Source organism: Bacillus sp. M6-12 (assembly GCF_002860285.1).
GTDB lineage: Bacteria > Bacillota > Bacilli > Bacillales > DSM-1321 > Peribacillus.
In genome coordinates, this window is sequence record NZ_PGVF01000014.1 from 359,477 (window position 1) to 378,174 (window position 18,698).

The following is an 18,698-nucleotide window of genomic DNA, read 5'->3' on the forward strand; positions in this document are numbered from 1 at the left end:
CTCCTCGAGTCAGGGGAGACCCAGCAGGCGCAAAGCGCCGAGGAGGCTCCGGAACCGCCAATAGAGCGGAAATAAACAGCCAAGGTTAACAAAGCTTTTCTTAAAAAAGGTTAAAAAAGTATAGTATCTTTCTATATTCGCCAATATGCTAAAAGAAAGCTAAAAAAAATTTCCAGTGCAAATTCAATTGTTCATATAGAGAGGACAGTGGTGTTTACTCATAAACTATCATGATGCTAAAATGTGAGTATACCAGAGTTGTTAGATATATCCTATTAAGGGGAGTGTACATGTTGAATGGAAAAATGAAAGCCATTGTTAAGCATCACCGAGGGTTTGGTGCAGAAATGCAGATGGTTGATATACCGCAGATAAAAGAAGATGAGGTCCTGATTAAGGTGAAAGCCACTTCCATTTGCGGCACAGATGTCCATATTTATTCATGGGATGAATGGTCACAGAGCAGAGTAATTCCTCCGTATGTATTTGGCCATGAATTTTCAGGCGAGGTAGTAGAAGTAGGCTCAAAGGTGTGTTCGTTTCAATGCGGCGATTATGTTTCTGCAGAAACACATCTGGTGTGCGGAACATGCCCGCAATGCTTAACGGGTCAATTCCATATTTGTAAAAACACGAAGATTATTGGTGTGGATACAAATGGCTGTTTCGCCGAATACATTGCACTCCCGGCAGGCAACCTGTGGAAAAATCCGAAAGACATGCCTTTTGATGTGGCGTCAGTTCAGGAACCGATGGGAAATGCTGTTCATACAGTTCTGGCGGGAGAAGTGGCCGGGAAAACAGTGGCTATCATTGGCTGCGGCCCAATTGGGATCATGGCAGTAGGGGTTGCGAAGGCAGCCGGGGCAGCGCAGATAATTGCTTTGGATTTAAATGATTATCGCCTTGGTTTGGCAAAGAAGATGGGGGCGACAACAATTATTAATTCCAAGAATCAAGACCCGCTGGAGACTGTCAGCACCCTGACGAATGGAAATGGTGCAGATGTCGTTTGTGAAATGAGCGGCCATCCAATCGCAATGGATCAAGGTTTTAAAATGGTTACAAATGGGGGGCGTGTTTCTATATTGAGCTTGCCTGTACGCCCAGTTCAAATAGATGTGACAAATGATATCGTTTTTAAAGGAATTACTGTCCAGGGAATTACAGGCCGTCTTATGTTTAAAACATGGCAGCAGGTTTCCAGTTTGCTTGCTTCCGGACAGGTAAACGTTGCACCAATGATTACACACCATTTTCCATTAACAGAGTTTGAAAAAGGCTTTGAGCTTATGTTAAAGGGCGAATGCGGAAAAGTAGTCTTACACCCATAATTATCAGTCTAACAGATTATTCTGGTAAACTGGTGAGAGGTAAGGGTTCGCACTATACATTGCGGATTACGCCACTCGAATGGCTGTATAAAATCTATTAATCAATCAGCATATAGGAGGTTTTTGAATGAAGGGCTTCGAATATCTTCAGTTAGAATTGGATTCTATGAGAAAGGAAGGAACTTTCCGCCAGCTTGTTCCGCTAGAATCAGAACAGGGATCAAAGGTTGTTGTAAAAGGAAAGGAAGTAATCCAGCTTTCATCCAATAATTACCTCGGACTTACCTCTCATCCCCGGCTAAGACAAGCTGCACTTGATGCGGTGGATAAATATGGTGCAGGTACCGGTTCTGTCAGAACGATTGCAGGAACCTTTACTATGCATAATGAACTGGAACGCAAATTGGCTGCATTTAAACACACAGAAGCGGCTCTGGTATTCCAGTCCGGTTTTACTACAAACCAGGGTGTTCTTTCAGCCATACTTTCACCTGAAGATGTGGTCATTTCTGATGAGCTGAATCATGCTTCAATCATCGATGGAATCAGGCTTACAAAGGCGGCAAGAAAGGTGTATAAACATATTGATATGGCCGATCTGGAAAAAGCACTGATTGAAACGCAGAGCTTTAGAAAGCGCTTAATTGTTACAGATGGAGTATTCTCTATGGATGGCAATATTTCACCTCTGCCTGAAATCGTGGAACTCGCAGAAAAATACGATGCGCTTATCATGGTAGATGATGCGCATGCCTCAGGAGTCCTAGGTGCTAACGGGCGCGGGACAGTAAACCACTTCGGCCTGGATGGGCGGGTTCATATTCAGGTGGGGACGCTCAGCAAGGCAATCGGGGTCCTGGGCGGTTACGTTGCCAGCTCAAAAACACTGATAGATTACCTGATTCACAAAGGCCGTCCTTTCTTATTCAGTACTTCCCATCCTCCGGCTGTAACAATGGCATGCATCGAAGCAATTAATGTATTGCTGGAAGAGCCGGAATTAATTAAAAGACTTTGGGAAAACACCAAGTTCTTTAAAAATGGCCTGAAACAGCTTGGTTTTAAGACGGGAAGCAGTGAAACACCAATCACTCCTGTATTGGTAGGTGATGAGGCATTGTCCCATCAATTCTCAGATAAATTGTTAGAGCACGGTGTTTTTGCACAGGGGATCGCATTTCCAACGGTAGCAAAAGGGCTTGCCAGGGTAAGAACCATTGTTACGGCCCAGCATTCCGAGGAAGAACTTCAAGAAGCATTGAATGCATTTGAAAAGGCAGGAAAAGAACTGGGGATTATATAATTTTAGCTAAGATAAAGTTCGTTGTTGATTTTGACACTATGTTGATGTCTAGCTGCAGCGCCCAGCCCCTCGAGGTCATAAGCCAATCACTTCGGAAGGCAAAAAGCGCCTTCTGTCAGCGCTTGTCTTATGCTTGTCGGGGCTGAACAGGGCGCTTTCGCTTTTCTATATTGGAGCGGAAGGCGCGATACTCCTCGGCAATGCTTGGCATTTCCTTCGTGCGGTGTTTTTTCAAGCAGCTAATTCAATGTCCAGCGGGAGAAGCGGACCAAGGGAGACCCCGCAGGCGGTAACGCCGAGGAGGCTCCAGGACCGCCACTAAAGCGGAAATCAACAGGCAAGTTTAACAGAGTTTAATTTTAAAAGCGAAGTCTTGCTGGTAATAGGCAAGGCTTCGCTTAAAAAACTTTGAAATAGCATACAGAAAAACAATCATGTGTTAATACTCCCAGCTATGCATGGAAATACGAAACTAAGCAGTTCGCACCATGCTAACACATTAATGGTGGTGTGAGCGAAGCTAAACGAGACAAATTCCTAAGTGATAATTTTCACTTTATTTTAATTAGTTTTTCTAATCGGCGCAGCTCACCCTTTTTCACAAAAAAAGGAAAGCCTAAGATAACCAACAGTAAAAATCCTTCTTCCTCAAAACCTCCACATGTCTAAAAAGCATTTACTCGCAGAAAAGACCAAAATACTCGCAGAAATACTAATATTACTCGCCAAATTATGGAACTGCCCAAAATAAATTTTTCAAAAAAGCCGAATACAAAAAAATTGTCTATAAAATATTATGAACTTTTTATTACAATTGCCAATGGGGATTGGGAAGTATTGTACTATAACTCTAAAACCTTTATACTATGATAATGTGTATATCTCGATGTTGCGTGCTATGTAAGCTTATAAAGGGCGCATTTTTTAGCAGAAAAACCGGCAGATTATCGACCATATCTTGGTGAAGAATTTGAACTGGCTGCATGAATTTACACAAGGAAAATATATATACTTCTGATCTGTAAAAAAATCAATATTCCTATCATACATGAAAGGGGATAACCATGAACGAAAAACAAAGGTTAGAGTCTCAAAATGTACAAACTGAAAATCCAGCGGACAAAAAATCCGAAAAGGATTACAGCAAGTACTTTCAGGGTGTGTATGTGCCACCTTCCTTGCAGGATGCCAAGAAACGCGGAAAAGAAGAAGTTCAATATCATAAAGATTTCGCGATTTCAGAGGAATTCCGCGGGATGGGAGAAGGACGCAAATTCCTTATCCGCACATATGGCTGCCAAATGAACGAGCATGATACGGAAGTAATGGCGGGTATCTTTATGGCATTAGGGTACACCCATACCGATAATGCCGAAGATGCGAATGTAATCCTTCTAAATACATGCGCGATCAGGGAGAATGCTGAAAACAAGGTTTTTGGGGAACTTGGACACTTAAAGGCTCTTAAGAGAGAAAAGCCTGATTTACTTCTTGGAGTTTGCGGCTGTATGTCACAGGAAGAATCAGTTGTAAACAGGATCTTGCAAAAGCATCCATTTGTTGACATGATCTTCGGAACTCACAATATCCACCGTTTGCCAAACCTATTAAATGAAGCTTATCTTTCTAAGGAAATGGTAATTGAGGTTTGGTCAAAGGAAGGGGATGTAATTGAAAACCTTCCAAAGGTGCGAAAAGGCAATACAAAGGCGTGGGTTAACATTATGTATGGCTGTGACAAGTTTTGTACGTACTGTATTGTTCCTTATACACGCGGAAAGGAACGGAGCCGCCGTCCTGAAGATATTATTCAGGAAGTCCGCCATTTGGCTGCTCAAGGTTATAAGGAAGTAACATTGCTCGGCCAGAATGTAAATGCATATGGAAAAGACCTGGAGGATACACAGTACAGGCTTGGCGATTTAATGGAGGAAATAAGCAAAATTGATATCCCTCGCATTCGCTTTACGACAAGCCATCCACGCGATTTTGATGACCATTTAATTGAGGTCCTTGCAAAAGGCGGAAACCTGATGGATCATATCCACCTTCCTGTCCAATCCGGAAGTACGGATGTATTAAAAATCATGGCCCGAAAATATTCGCGTGAACAGTATCTTGAGCTGGTCAGAAAAATAAAAGCTGCTATTCCGAATGCCTCATTGACTACAGATATTATCGTGGGCTATCCAAACGAAACGGATGAGCAATTCGAAGACACAATGTCCCTTTATCGGGAAGTAGGCTTTGATACGGCTTACACTTATATTTATTCACCAAGGGAAGGCACTCCAGCTGCCAAAATGGAGGACAATGTCCCAATGGAAGTGAAAAAAGAGCGTTTACAGCGTCTGAATGCATTGGTCAATGAACTGTCCGCTCAAAAAATGCTTGCATTGCAGGGCCAAATCGTCGAAGTGCTTGTTGAGGGTGAAAGCAAGAAAAATCCTGATGTGTTAGCAGGTTATACTACAAAAAATAAGCTTGTAAACTTTAGGGGGCCTAAATCCTCGATTGGCCAAATTATTAAGGTAAAAATCACCGATGCAAAAACTTGGTCATTAAACGGGGAAATGGTTACTGAAGCAGAGAGCGTAGAGGTGATATAGGATGGCAAAGTATACTAAAGATGATATTTTGGCAAAGGCGGCTGACCTGGCGAAAATGATCGCAGAAACAGAGGAAGTCGAGTTCTTCAAGCGTGCGGAAGAGCAAATCAATGAAAACCAAAAGGTACGTGAAATGATAGCAAGCCTGAAAAGCCTGCAAAAACAGGCCATAAACTTCCAGCATTACGGTAAAGAAAAAGCGTATGCTCAGGTTCAGGGGAAAATTGAAGCAATTGAAAAAGAAATTGATGAAATTCCTGTTGTTCAGGAGTTTAAACAATCACAGGTGGATGTTAACGATTTGCTGCAAATGGTGGCTTCACAGGTTTCAAACACAGTAACAGACTTAATTATTGAAGCAACAGAGGGTGATGTCCTTCAAGGTGAAACTGGATCAAAGGTCCGTGCATCAGCAGGCTCAAGCAGCTGTTCATAATAGATAAAGACTAAAACCCTTGCCCGCTGGCAAGGGTTTTACTTTTATCCAGAAAAACCATTTCGTATTTGGGGCTCTCTTCTCCGAAAGGATTAAAATAATCAGCATAATTTATTAGGATATTCCCATTACTTCCTTTTTTTCAGCGAGCCTGCGCTAATAATCTACTTCTCCCTAAGCTTTAACCCCTTTTATCTGCCTCCTAAACCTTTATTTAAATCCAAGTGCTTTACCGAGCAGTCCAAGACGGTATCAAAAAGACCATGCACTATTTAGTGCCCATTGAATAATGTAAGCTGTGTGGATTAGTGAAATCGAGGAGGATACAAAGATGAATCAACCTAAAACACTGGCATGGCATGAAACTATGGAACTTCATGAATTGGTTGCACTGCAATCTACTTTTTTATACAAGCTGAAAAAGAATGTGAAAATGATAAGAGAGGAAGAGTTAAGGGCACTCTATGTAATTTCGATTCAAGCGCTCGAAAAAAATATCAAGGAATTAATCATGTTTTATCCGGCTGCTCCCGGAATGGAAGAATTGCGCATATCTGAAGAAGAAGTGTTTTTAGCTAGTGATTTGTTAGGAACTGCAAAAGTTGCAGTAAGAAATTATGCAATCGCCATAACCGAAACAGCAACACCCATGCTTCGGGAAGTATTGACAAGACATCTTGTCGCTGCAATTAAATGGCACGAACAAGTATTTCTTTATACTTACAAAAAAGGAATATATCCGTCCTATGATCTACAGCAGCTCCTGATGAATGATTTGAAATTGGCAAATGCCGCATTAGCTGAAGAGTATTAATCATCCTGTTAACAGCCCATTTATAATATTTTCGCAGTACTTTAGAGGAACTGCAGCAATTGCCTTTACTCTTACAGCCGCAGGGCGTTTACGCATTATCTAATGAATTGGAATACAGAAAATAGATTTGAAACCAGTGAAAGACCAAGCTGAAATATACGCACACTAGACATTTCACACGCATAGGATGAATTGAAACTGAATGAGGAGGGTTCGCTAGATGTCACAGTATAGAGAAATAATCAGTAAAGCGGTGGTTGCGAAGGGGCGCAAATACACAAAGTCCACGCATACCATTACCCCGGCTCATCATCCTTCCAGTATACTTGGCTGTTGGATCATCAACCACAAGTACGAGGCGAAAAAAGTCGATAGGAAAGTTGAGGTTAGCGGCAGTTACGATATCAACGTTTGGTATTCACATAACAACAATACAAGAACGGAAGTCGTAACAGAAAAAGTTAATTACAAAGATGTAATTAAGCTTCACTACCGTGACCCTGACTGCTTTGACGACAATGAGGTTTTCGCCAGAGTCATTCAGCAGCCAAATTGTATTGAAGCCAGCATCTCGCCATGCGGTAAAAAGATTGATGTCCAAGTGGAGAGAGAGTTCTTTGTCGAAGTAATCGGAGAAACAAAGATCTGTGTTTCTATTAAGCCGGGCGGCTGCGACAATGACGATTGGGGCTATGATTTAGATGATGAGCTTGAAGACTTAAATCCTGACTTTATGGAATCAGCTGACAATCATTAACAAATGTGAACTAGGGAGATTTTCTTCCTAGTTTTTTGATTTTTTTTAACATCCATATCTTCTTTTACCAACAAACAATAGATTTAAGCTTATTCAGTCATTTTTTTCTTATGTTATAATGGAATCTGAATATCTCAAAATAGAAATAGAATACTATTTTTGCTAAGAAAGGTTTTGGGTTGCATGGCTACATACACGCCAATGATACAGCAATACTTACGGATTAAGGCAGAGTACCAGGATGCCTTTTTATTTTTCAGGCTAGGCGATTTTTATGAAATGTTTTTTGATGATGCACTGAAGGCATCACAGGAACTCGAAATAACTTTAACTAGCCGAGAAGGCGGCGGTGAAGAGAAAATACCAATGTGCGGCGTACCATATCATTCAGCCGCTAATTATATAGATACGCTTATTGAAAGAGGTTATAAAGTAGCAATTTGCGAGCAGACCGAAGACCCGAAGCAGGCAAAGGGCGTTGTCAGAAGAGAAGTAGTCCAGCTAATCACTCCAGGTACAAAAATGGAGGGAAGAGCACTAGATGAAAAGGAAAATAATTTCATTGCTTCTGTAACAGATTTCAGCGACGGCAGCTTCGGATTTGCCTATACAGACCTGTCTACCGGTGAAAATAAGGCGACCTTGCTTAAAGGCGAGTTTTCTGACCTTTACAACGAACTGGCCATTATAGGAGCAAAGGAAATCGTTGTTGCCGGCAGCTTTTCTGTCTCCTGGCAAAAGGACCTTAAAGAGCGGGGATTGGCCGTTTCATTGGAAGATTCTGAAGAAGAAATTCCTGTTTTCTCAGCACTGCTGGATGCAGTCGAAAAGAAACACCGGATTTCCATGTCCAGGCTGCTGCACTATTTGTTCAGGACCCAGAAGCGGAACCTTGATCATTTACAGCCTGTTACTATCTATGAAAATAATCAGTTTATGAAAATCGATTTCTACTCAAAACGGAATCTTGAATTGACAGAAACGATAAGGGCAAAAGGGAAAAAAGGGTCCCTGCTCTGGCTGATGGATGAAACGAAAACAGCGATGGGAGGAAGGCTTCTCAAGCAATGGATCGACAGGCCTCTGATCGATAAAAAGCAAATTAAACGCAGGCAGGAACTTGTTGAGACTATGATCCAGCACTTTTTCGAAAGGCAGGATCTGCGGGAACAGCTAAAAAATGTTTATGACCTCGAACGGCTGGCAGGAAGGGTTGCTTTTGGCAATGTGAACGCCAGAGACCTAATGCAGCTGAAATTCTCACTGCAACAGGTTCCAGGCATTAAGCATACGGTATCCTCTATGGGCCACGAACAGGCCCAAAACATTTCTGACCGCCTTGACCCTTGTGAAGAAATTACTGACTTGCTGGAATTAGCTTTGCAGGACAATCCTCCATTATCGATAAAAGAGGGCAACCTCATTCGTGATGGCTATAATGAGGAGCTTGACCAGTACCGGGATGCAAGCCGGAACGGAAAAACATGGATTGCAAACCTGGAGCGTCAGGAACGGGAAAGGACCGGAATTAAATCGCTTAAAATTGGATATAACCGGGTGTTTGGCTACTATATCGAGGTGAGCCGGGCAAATCTGCACCTTCTTGAAGAGGGCAGGTATGAGCGGAAACAAACACTGACAAATGCTGAGCGGTTTATCACACCGGAGCTCAAGGAGAAAGAAACGCTGATCCTTCAGGCCGAAGAAAAGATAGCAGGATTGGAGTATGACCTTTTTATACAGGTCCGGGAAACAGTGAAGGACTATATCCCGCGGCTTCAGAAACTGGCCAAGGCTGTAAGTGAGCTGGACGTTCTCCAATGCTTTGCTGCTGTCAGTGAAGAGCGCCATTATGTGAAACCTGTTTTTTCTGAAGAAAGAAAGCTTGTGATTAAAGAAGGGCGCCATCCAGTTGTGGAAAAAGTCCTGCAAACACAGGAATATGTGCCTAATGACTGCTATATGGATGCTGAACGGGAACTGCTGCTTATAACTGGTCCTAATATGTCAGGAAAAAGCACCTTCATGCGCCAGGTTGCTCTAACTGCCATCCTAGCTCAAATTGGCTGCTTTGTTCCTGCAACCAAAGCTGTTTTGCCGATTTTTGATAAGGTATTCACCCGGATTGGTGCTGCCGATGATCTGATTTCCGGACAAAGTACGTTCATGGTCGAAATGCTTGAGGCAAGAAACGCCATTGCCAATGCAACAGAAAACAGCCTGATTTTATTTGATGAAATTGGGAGAGGTACATCTACCTATGATGGTATGGCGCTCGCTCAGGCGATCATTGAGTATATCCATGACAATATCGGGTCCAAGACGTTATTTTCAACTCATTATCATGAATTGACTTCGCTGTCCGAACAGCTTGTTTCGTTGGAAAATGTTCATGTTAGCGCGGTTGAGCAAAATGGAAAAGTCGTCTTTTTGCATAAAATCAAAGAAGGCTCCGCCGACAAAAGCTATGGAATTCATGTTGCCCAGCTGGCTGAACTGCCAGATGAACTGATTAAGCGGGCAAATCAAATTCTTACAAGCCTTGAAAAAGGTACGGAAGCTCCTATTGTTTCAGCCGAGAAACAAACTGAAGATGAGCCAGTTCAAAATAACCTGAACGAAACTCCAGAGGAAGCGCAGCTATCCTTTTTCGGAGTTCAGGAGAAGCCTCAGAAATCTGAGTTAACATCAAAAGAGAAAAAACTGATAGAGCAGATTAAATCTATGGAGATATTGGAGATGACTCCATTAGAGGCCATTAATTCTTTATATAAACTGCAAAAGCTATTAAAATAATTCTTCCCGATTTTTTGAGAGGTGATCGTATGGCGAAGATTATCCAGCTTGATGAGATGCTCGCAAACAAAATTGCAGCCGGTGAAGTGGTTGAGCGCCCTGCTTCTGTCGTTAAAGAGCTTGCTGAGAACGCTATTGATGCAGGCAGCTCAGTAGTAGAAATACAAGTGGAGGAAGCCGGACTTGCAATGATCCGTATTCTTGATAATGGGAACGGCATTGCTGCAGAAGATGTTCCTACTGCTTTTAAACGGCATGCAACCAGTAAAATTAAAGATGAAAACGACCTGTTCCGGATCCGTACGCTAGGTTTCAGGGGTGAAGCCCTCCCGAGTATCGCCTCCGTTTCCCGCCTCGAAATAAAAACTTGTACCGGTGAGGAAGCCGGCACAAGGATGATCGTTGAGGGGGGAACAATAAAGGTTCACGAGCCAGGCCCAAGCAGAAGGGGAACAGATATTATAGTATCAGATTTATTCTATAATACGCCTGCCAGGCTGAAATACATGAAAACCATTCATACAGAACTGGGGAATATTACCGATGTTGTAAACAGGCTTGCACTTGCAAACCCAGGCGTTTCCATGACACTTATCCATAACGGAAAAAGGCTGCTTAAAACAAATGGAAACGGTGACGTTCTTCAGGTGCTCGCTGCCATTTATGGATATAGCATGGCTAAGAAAATGATTCCAATTCAGGGTGAGTCGCTTGATTATAGAATTAGCGGCTATGTGACACTTCCTGAAATGACAAGGGCATCCCGTAATTATATTTCGCTAATGGTAAACGGCCGGTTCATAAAAAGCTACTCGCTTGCTGGGGCAATAATGGAAGGCTTTCACACACTGCTTCCTGTGGGTAGATATCCGATCGCACTTATTTCTATTGAAATGGATCCGGTATTAGTGGATGTAAATGTGCACCCCTCCAAAATGGAGGTAAGGCTCAGTAAAGAGGCAGAATGCTCGCAGCTTATTACTTCGGCGATAAAACAAGCCTTTAAAACAATTCAGCTTATTCCCAGCGGAATTGCCGCACCAAGGGCAGAAAAGCCTAAATCGGAACAAACCGCTTTTGAATTAGACCATCTGCCAATTTTAGAAAAAGACAATAGCTATAACAAAACTGGCAGGAGTGCTTCGGAAACACACTCTCCTGATACTGCGGGTTCCGATTCAGAGCGATTTGCATTCGAAGGCTCTGCAGGAACAAGCTGGTCAAATGGTTCCTATGCTTTAACAGCAGAGCAGCCATTGCAAGCCAAACCGGAGGAACTGGATCTTGGTTCTTCACTGGAGGAGAATTACAGCAGGATAGAATCTGCCAAACCTGATAGTTCTTCCGTTATTCACGAAGCAAAGCCGATCATTACTGAAGCACCTGCAGCTTCCTCTCGGGTTCCCGTTTTATATCCAATTGGCCAGATGCATGGAACGTATATTCTTGCCCAGAACGCGGATGGTCTTTATATCATTGACCAGCATGCCGCCCAGGAACGGATTAAGTACGAGTTTTTTGCAGATAAACTAGGCAAGGTTGAAAACGAATTACAAGAAATGCTTGTCCCTATTACTCTTGAATTTTCCCAGGATGAATGCCTGAAAATTGAAGAGAATCGCTATGAATTGGAACGAGTTGGGGTATTCCTTGAGGAGTTTGGCCACCTTACCTACATCGTCAGGTCCCATCCGCAATGGTTCCCAAAAGGCGAAGAACAGGAAGTGCTCGAGGAAATGATCGAACAGCTGCTCTCTATGAAGAAAGTGGATATTAGAAGGCTGCGGGAAGAAGCGGCTATTTTAATGAGCTGTAAAGGCTCTATTAAAGCGAACCGTCACCTCCGGAATGATGAAATACAATCCCTTCTCGACGAGCTTCGTCATACGTCTGATCCGTTCACATGCCCGCATGGAAGACCGATTATTATTCACTACTCAACCTATGATATGGAGAAGATGTTTAAACGGGTGATGTAGAGGTTTTTGCAGTAAAAATTCAGACCCCTTCATGTTAAATCTATAAATGGCGAAACAAATTTTTTGCATAAATTAAGTTAAATATGAACTGTTTAAAGCCAACAAATCTGTTGGCTCAGATTGTCGACAAAAGGGGTTTGGAATGGTCTTATTCCGAACCCCTTTTTTGTGATTATTTCTATTTTTGCTTATTTTGAGTGTGAATGGCCTCACTTAGCCTTATTTATTAGGCCACTTTTGGACCATGCCATATCCAGTTTGCCAAATTCATGGCAGCCGAACGTAAGCATCGCCTGCATCGCCAATTTTCCAAGTCCCCTTAACGTTGTTGAACGCATGCCATGCTTTTCTTTTGCATCTACGAATACGAGTTCTATCGTTTCTTTGCGTTTCGAATAGATTGGTTTTACAATCTTGTGATGTCGCAAATGATCTGTTTCCTCTACATAATCCTTTTTGGGCGGCCCATTTGCGAATAGACATTCTTCATCAAGTCATAGATAAATTAGAAGTCAAGGGCTGTTTCCATCTTACGGACCATATGATCCTGTGGGACAAGTTGGTCTGAAGAACCCATCTCTAATTGATCTCGCTGGATAGGATTGTTTTTGAAAGCATCTCCGTCACTTCAAACACTTTATGTATCCATTTTAAGATAGATTTTAGGAATGTTCCCTAGTAACGTTTGAAAGCCAGTTGATTGGAGTGGAAGGCGCGAAGACTCCTGCGGGAGCAGCGGGACAGGTGAGACCCCGCAGGAGCATGCGACGAGGAGGCTCACCGCCCGCCCCGCGGAAAGCGAGGCGCATGGAACGGAAATCAACGGACCCCATTAACAGGCCAAATAAAAAATAACTGTAGACAACAAATCTTTTGGCTCTTTTTATCGAATTAGCCAGATGTATACTAAATAAAAGTATAAAATTAATGCAAAAACTTTGTAATCCAGATTCATTTCTGATAGAACCATAAGTAAGGCAAAAAAGGCGAGGCTGACAAAACAGACATTTTTAAGAACGCCTCATTTGAAAAAGAAGCCCAAAAACTGTCGGCGATAATGAATAAAAAGATAGTTGCGCTTTGAATAGAATCCAAGCTTTTAGCCTAAAATGGATAGAAGTTTGCTGTATTAAAACAAAAGTATGGTAAGATAGGAAAAAAAGTTAGGCAGTGAGTGGCTTGAATCATGAAAAAGAAAAACTGTTGGTAATTATCGGGCCTACCGCGGTCGGTAAAACGAAGCTTAGTGTAGAACTGGCGAAGCGGTTTAACGGCGAAATCATCAGCGGGGATTCCATGCAGGTATACAAGCGGATGGATATTGGAACTGCGAAAATATCCGCGTCTGAAATGGAGGGTATCCCTCATTTTATGATTGATATCAAGGAGCCGGATGAACCCTTTAATGCTAATGAATTCCAGGAGCTGGCGAAAGAGATCATCAAAGACATACATAAGCGAGGAAAACTTCCTATTATAGCTGGAGGCACGGGGTTATACATTCAGTCTGTACTTCATGATTATCAATTTTCAGAAGCTCCGGGTGATCCAGAGTACCGCGTAAAGCTCGAGCAGCTTGCCGCCGAGCAAGGGAATGAGGCAGTACATAATCTTTTGCGTGAAGTAGATCCCGAAAGTGCAGGCCGCATACATCCCAATAATATTAGGCGGGTTATCAGAGCCCTTGAAATCTTTCATTGTACCAATAAAACAATGAGTGAACAGCTGGAAGACCAGCCGAAGGAAAGTAACTACGATTCCCTGATTGTCGGGCTTACTATGGAACGGGACCTTTTATATTCAAGAATAAATCAAAGGGTTGACTTAATGATTCAGCAGGGCCTTCTTCAAGAAGTTCAATCACTTTTTGAATCGGGTCTCAAGGAATGCCAATCTATCCAGGCAATCGGCTACAAGGAAATCTACGCTTATCTCGAAGGAAAAACGATGCTGGAGGAAGCGGTGGAGATTCTTAAGCAGAATTCGCGCCGCTATGCAAAGCGCCAGCTGACATGGTTCCGTAACAAAATGGATGTGGCATGGTTTGATATGAGCGACCTGGCAAATTTTGAAAAAAAACTTGATGAAATATCCGCTTATATTGCAGGAAAGCTAGCAATAAAGGCGAATAGATAAATTTAGAGATAATAGAGGAGGAAACGAACAAATGAAACAATCTGTAAACATCCAGGATCAATTTTTAAACCAATTAAGAAAAGACTCTACCTATGTAACCGTATTTTTATTAAACGGCTTTCAAATAAGAGGGCAGATAAAAGGTTTTGACAATTTCACGGTTTTATTTGAATCAGAAGGCAAGCAGCAATTGGTATTCAAGCATGCAATCTCTACTTTCGCCCCGCAGCGGAATGTGCAGATTGATTTTGAAGCAAAAGAATAGAAATTCAAGGTAACAGGCAGAATCACTGCCTGTTTTTTTCTGCGGAAAAGAGATGGAGCTGGCCGATCATTCAGCATCCAAAAAACTAATTAGATGAAAAGTAAAAACTCTAAGAAGTTGTTTCGTTTAGCTTTCTTCACACCGTATTGTGGAAGCCGGCTGATTACTTTTTATTTTTTCATACATGGGCAGGAAGGAAAACCCATATTGTTTTTGCACAAAAAGCCGCCTCTCAGCAGGAGATTTTAATTTTTAGCAAATTAGAATAATGAATGACGGATAACTTGAATACATTTAAGAAGAGGAATATTTCTTGGGAAAGCGCAGGAAATGACATCCTTAAAAAATAATTTGTTGAAACAATTCAAATCGTGTCATACTTGCTTAAAAAATATCGAATCGTGTATATAATTGACCCAGAATTGAATCTGTCCACCTGCCTTTAGCAGGTATCCTTATTACGAAACCGCCGATCAAAAGCATACCGTTTGAAATTGAGAGGTGAAAGCTTTGGAAGAGCCTTTCCGCATGAAGAATAATGGGCAGATTAATATTGTACTGAATGGCCAGAAGCGGAAAACAATCAAAAAAGACCCGCCGGTAAAAGATATTATTGTAAGAGAAATTCCCGCCCAGCATATGGCCTTAAAAGAAATTGAAGAAGAGCTTGGCACGCTGGTCGGGATGGATGAAATGAAAAAAATGATAAAAGAAATTTATGCCTGGATTTATGTGAACAAGAAAAGGGAAGAAAAAGGCTTAAAAGCAGGAAGACAGGCGCTTCACATGATGTTTAAGGGTAATCCCGGCACCGGCAAAACGACTGTAGCCCGGCTCATTGGGAAATTGTTTCTAAAAATGAATGTGCTCTCAAAGGGGCATCTGATAGAAGCAGAGCGCGCGGACCTGGTTGGGGAATACATTGGGCATACCGCTCAGAAAACAAGAGACTTAATCAAAAAAGCGATTGGCGGCATTCTGTTTATTGATGAAGCATATTCACTCGGCAGGGGAGGGGAAAAGGATTTCGGCAAGGAGGCAATTGATACACTAGTCAAACATATGGAAGACCGCCAGCATGAATTTATATTGATTCTGGCAGGGTATTCCAGAGAAATGGATTATTTTTTAACGCTGAACCCTGGTCTGCATTCTAGGTTCCCGATAGTCGTGGATTTCCCTGATTACACTATTCAGCAGCTCCTGGAAATAGCACAGCGGATGCTGAATGAACGTGAATATTCCTTAAGCCGGGACGCTGAGCGAAAGTTGCGTGAACATCTCGTGTATTTAAAAACGGTGTTAAGCCCATTGTCATTTTCAAATGGCCGCTATATACGCAACCTGATTGAAAAATCCATACGGACTCAGGCCATGAGGCTGCTGATGGAGGATACGTATGAAAAAAGCGACTTAATGACACTGCGGAGTCAGGATTTAATGTTCGATGAAGACGAGGATTAAATTATTATTAAGAAGCAGGGTGCCGTGTAAAAGTGCGGTACCTTGTTTGCTTTTTTCTGGCAGACTGGATTAGTGGAACTGCAGTTAATATGGTAAAATAACCAGAATGGCCAGTGTAAAAATGAAAACCAATGGGTAATGAAACCAATAAAATGAATTTAAATTAATGGGAAGGATAAAAATCCAGTTAATAAATAATTTTTAGGGGCATTTCCATTGTAGGAGGGGCTGCAATATGGATAAAAAAGATGAAAAAGAAAAAGTAGTCCTGGTTGGCTGCCAGACAAACGAGGATGATCAGCGGTTCCAATACTCATTGGATGAACTGGCTTCTTTAACAAACACAGCTAATGGCGAGGTTTTAGTCACCTTAACCCAAAAACGTGACCGAATCCATCCATCTACATATATAGGGAAAGGCAAAGTAGAGGAATTGCAGGCGCTGGAGGAGGAATTGGAACCGGACATCATGATCTTTAATGATGAACTGTCACCAAGCCAAATCCGTAATCTTTCTCAAGGTTTAAAAGCAAGGGTTATCGACCGGACACAATTGATACTAGATATATTTGCGGGACGTGCCCGTTCCAAGGAAGGGAAATTACAGGTGGAACTGGCGCAGCTCCAATATTTATTGCCCAGGCTTGCCGGGCAGGGTACCTCAATGTCCCGGCTTGGTGCAGGAATTGGTACAAGAGGTCCGGGTGAGACAAAGCTGGAAAGCGACCGCCGCCATATCCGCAGAAGGATCGATGAAATCAAAACCCAGCTTGACGTAGTGGTTAAGCACCGGGAACGATATCGGGAAAGACGCAAGCGCAATAAAACGTTCCAGGCTGCTTTGGTAGGTTATACAAATGCCGGAAAATCAACATTATTTAACAGGCTGACTGAGGCAGGGTCTTTCGAGGAAAACTTGTTGTTTGCAACGCTTGACCCAATGACGAGGAAAGCGGTACTGCCGAGCGGGTTTACAGCTTTACTTACGGATACGGTAGGGTTTATCCAGGATCTGCCCACTACGCTGATTGCAGCCTTTCGGTCTACTCTTGAAGAGGTTAAGGAAGCTGACCTGCTTCTTCATGTTGTTGATTCTTCCAATCCGGATTATTTTAACCATGAAAAAACTGTTAACCGGCTGTTGGAGGACTTGAAAGTGAACGATATTCCACAATTGGTTATCTATAATAAAAGTGATTTAAAGCATCCGGAGTTTGTCCCTTCTTCAAAGGAAGCATCTATATTAATCAGTGCCCGTTCTGTGGATGATATCGAAAAGGTTCTTACTCAAATAGAAGATAAAGTTATTGCGGAAATGGAAGCATATCATGTGCTCCTTCCTTCAAGTGAGGGGAAGCTTCTTTCCCAATTGAAAAATGAAACAATTTTAAGGACGCTTGTATTTGATGAGGAAAAAGAACAGTACGAATGTAAAGGATATGCCATGCAGGACCATCCGATAACAGGACAGCTGGAGAAATTTTCAAAGTAAAGAGGAGAAATAAGTAATGTATCAGCAATTAAAAAATGGCGAAGCATTAAAAAGCCTCGCTAATAAAATAGAAACAAAGCTTGCCGATTTGCACCGTGAAGTTGATGAAAGAATAGAAACAAATCAATTCAGGGTGCTCAAAAGCTTCCAGCGCCATCAAGTGAGTGATTCCCACTTTATCCCTACTACTGGGTATGGTTACGATGATAGCGGCCGTGACACCCTTGAATCCATTTATGCGGATGTATTTGGCGGTGAGGCGGGACTTGTAAGGCCGCAGATTATCTCGGGAACGCATGCCATTTCGATATCATTATTTGGGATTTTGCGGCCGGGTGACGAATTATTATACATAACAGGCAAACCATACGACACGCTTGAGGAAATCGTCGGGATCCGAGGCAGCGGTATTGGCTCTTTGAAGGAGTTCAATATTAGCTACCGCGCAGTTTCTCTGACTGATGAGGGACGTGTCGATTTTGAAAAAGTTAGAAGTTCGATAAAAGAAAACACTAAAATGATTGGAATCCAAAGATCTAAGGGCTATGCTACACGTCCCTCTTATACAATTGCAGAAATAAAGGAAATGATCGAATTGGTAAAAGGAATAAAACCTGATGTGGTTGTTTTCGTCGACAATTGCTATGGGGAGTTTGTAGAAGAGCTTGAGCCATGCCACATTGGCGCCGACTTAATCGCGGGATCGCTCATCAAGAATCCGGGTGGGGGCCTTGCGAAAACAGGCGGATATATTGTTGGTAAAAAAGAATATGTTGAAGCTTGCTCCTTTCGCTTGACTTCACCAGGTATCGGAGCTGAAGCAGGTGCCTCCCTATACAGCCTGCAGGAAATGTATCAAGGCTTTTTTCTTGCTCCCCATATGGTGGGACAGGCTTTAAAAGGAGCGATGTTTACCTCTGCCTTTTTGACGGAGCTCGGCATGAATACTAATCCTGTTTGGGATGCAAAAAGGACTGATCTGATTCAGTCAGTGCAATTTGATGACCGGGACAAGATGATTGCCTTTTGCCAGGCTATTCAATTTGCTTCTCCGGTCAATTCCCACGTAACGCCGTATGCAAGCTATATGCCTGGCTATGAGGATGATGTCATTATGGCTGCAGGGACCTTTATTCAAGGTGCTAGCATCGAACTCACTGCTGATGGACCGACAAGGCCGCCTTATGTGGCTTACGTCCAAGGTGGTCTAACTTATTCCCATGTTAAAATTGCTATTTTGACAGCTGTTGATTCCTTGATCGAGAAGGGATTAATCACCATTAAATAAAGGCCGTATCTGGCCTTTTATTTTT

At 42.4% G+C, this 18,698-nt stretch carries 13 protein-coding genes and 1 pseudogene; 13 read left to right on the forward strand and 1 reads right to left on the reverse strand.

All coding sequences use genetic code 11. The annotated features are described in order from the left end of the window. The first annotated feature begins 293 nt into the window (after positions 1-293). From tdh to mutL, 8 genes are all read left to right on the forward strand, one after another. Positions 294-1,334 carry an L-threonine 3-dehydrogenase gene (gene tdh, locus CVD28_RS16895; protein WP_180954199.1) on the forward strand — a complete coding sequence of 347 codons (1,041 nt, stop codon included), beginning with the start codon at positions 294-296 and terminating at the stop codon, positions 1,332-1,334. 127 nt (positions 1,335-1,461) lie between these two features. Next, a complete protein-coding gene (locus tag CVD28_RS16900; protein ID WP_101594008.1) occupies positions 1,462-2,637 on the forward strand; it encodes a glycine C-acetyltransferase in 1,176 nt (391 codons plus the stop codon). 1,064 nt (positions 2,638-3,701) lie between these two features. After that, on the forward strand, positions 3,702-5,246 hold the full coding sequence (gene miaB / locus CVD28_RS16905; RefSeq protein WP_101594011.1) for a tRNA (N6-isopentenyl adenosine(37)-C2)-methylthiotransferase MiaB: 1,545 nt from the start codon (positions 3,702-3,704) through the stop codon (positions 5,244-5,246). A 1-nt stretch (position 5,247) separates the two neighbouring features. Beyond that, positions 5,248-5,682, forward strand: a complete 435-nt coding sequence (locus CVD28_RS16910) for a RicAFT regulatory complex protein RicA family protein (RefSeq protein WP_101594013.1) — start codon at positions 5,248-5,250, stop codon at positions 5,680-5,682. Between the two features lie 331 nt (positions 5,683-6,013). Further along, positions 6,014-6,496, forward strand: a complete 483-nt coding sequence (locus CVD28_RS16915; protein ID WP_101594016.1) for a spore coat protein — start codon at positions 6,014-6,016, stop codon at positions 6,494-6,496. 220 nt (positions 6,497-6,716) lie between these two features. Next, positions 6,717-7,253, forward strand: coding sequence for an outer spore coat protein CotE (locus CVD28_RS16920; protein ID WP_101594018.1), 537 nt, complete (start codon positions 6,717-6,719; stop codon positions 7,251-7,253). A gap of 183 nt (positions 7,254-7,436) precedes the next feature. Further along, positions 7,437-10,049 (forward strand): DNA mismatch repair protein MutS, encoded by a 2,613-nt coding sequence (gene mutS, locus CVD28_RS16925; RefSeq protein ID WP_101594021.1) that lies wholly within the window; start codon positions 7,437-7,439, stop codon positions 10,047-10,049. A gap of 29 nt (positions 10,050-10,078) precedes the next feature. Continuing rightward, on the forward strand, positions 10,079-12,028 hold the full coding sequence (gene mutL, locus CVD28_RS16930; protein WP_101594023.1) for a DNA mismatch repair endonuclease MutL: 1,950 nt from the start codon (positions 10,079-10,081) through the stop codon (positions 12,026-12,028). A 226-nt stretch (positions 12,029-12,254) separates the two neighbouring features. Here the strand turns inward: mutL and CVD28_RS16935 are convergent. Continuing rightward, positions 12,255-12,483: pseudogene (locus CVD28_RS16935) on the reverse strand (transposase); the annotation flags it as partial. 724 nt (positions 12,484-13,207) lie between these two features. On the opposite strand from CVD28_RS16935, the gene miaA reads away from it, so the two are divergent. The 5 genes from miaA (at position 13,208) to CVD28_RS16960 (ending at position 18,673) form a co-directional block, all read left to right on the forward strand. Then, entirely contained in the window at positions 13,208-14,164 is a 957-nt protein-coding gene (gene miaA / locus CVD28_RS16940) for a tRNA (adenosine(37)-N6)-dimethylallyltransferase MiaA (RefSeq protein WP_101594026.1), read from the forward strand. A gap of 31 nt (positions 14,165-14,195) precedes the next feature. Further along, positions 14,196-14,429 (forward strand): RNA chaperone Hfq, encoded by a 234-nt coding sequence (hfq, locus tag CVD28_RS16945; protein WP_101594028.1) that lies wholly within the window; start codon positions 14,196-14,198, stop codon positions 14,427-14,429. Between the two features lie 528 nt (positions 14,430-14,957). Further along, a complete protein-coding gene (gene spoVK, locus CVD28_RS16950; RefSeq protein ID WP_374702539.1) occupies positions 14,958-15,893 on the forward strand; it encodes a stage V sporulation protein K in 936 nt (311 codons plus the stop codon). Positions 15,894-16,128: 235 nt separating this feature from the next. Then, entirely contained in the window at positions 16,129-17,385 is a 1,257-nt protein-coding gene (gene hflX / locus CVD28_RS16955; RefSeq protein ID WP_101594032.1) for a GTPase HflX, read from the forward strand. A gap of 16 nt (positions 17,386-17,401) precedes the next feature. Next, complete coding sequence (locus tag CVD28_RS16960; protein WP_101594034.1) at positions 17,402-18,673, forward strand: methionine gamma-lyase family protein; 1,272 nt, start codon at positions 17,402-17,404, stop codon at positions 18,671-18,673. The last annotated feature ends 25 nt before the right edge of the window (positions 18,674-18,698 follow it).

Coding starts and splice junctions, on each gene's coding strand:
- CVD28_RS16915 (WP_101594016.1), top strand. CDS start 6,014: ATGAATCAACCTAAAACACTGGCATGGCATGAAACTATGGAACTTCAT.
- CVD28_RS16900 (WP_101594008.1), top strand. CDS start 1,462: ATGAAGGGCTTCGAATATCTTCAGTTAGAATTGGATTCTATGAGAAAG.
- hfq (WP_101594028.1), top strand. CDS start 14,196: ATGAAACAATCTGTAAACATCCAGGATCAATTTTTAAACCAATTAAGA.
- CVD28_RS16920 (WP_101594018.1), top strand. CDS start 6,717: ATGTCACAGTATAGAGAAATAATCAGTAAAGCGGTGGTTGCGAAGGGG.
- miaB (WP_101594011.1), top strand. CDS start 3,702: ATGAACGAAAAACAAAGGTTAGAGTCTCAAAATGTACAAACTGAAAAT.
- CVD28_RS16910 (WP_101594013.1), top strand. CDS start 5,248: ATGGCAAAGTATACTAAAGATGATATTTTGGCAAAGGCGGCTGACCTG.
- spoVK (WP_374702539.1), top strand. CDS start 14,958: ATGAAGAATAATGGGCAGATTAATATTGTACTGAATGGCCAGAAGCGG.
- mutL (WP_101594023.1), top strand. CDS start 10,079: ATGGCGAAGATTATCCAGCTTGATGAGATGCTCGCAAACAAAATTGCA.
- hflX (WP_101594032.1), top strand. CDS start 16,129: ATGGATAAAAAAGATGAAAAAGAAAAAGTAGTCCTGGTTGGCTGCCAG.
- mutS (WP_101594021.1), top strand. CDS start 7,437: ATGGCTACATACACGCCAATGATACAGCAATACTTACGGATTAAGGCA.
- CVD28_RS16960 (WP_101594034.1), top strand. CDS start 17,402: ATGTATCAGCAATTAAAAAATGGCGAAGCATTAAAAAGCCTCGCTAAT.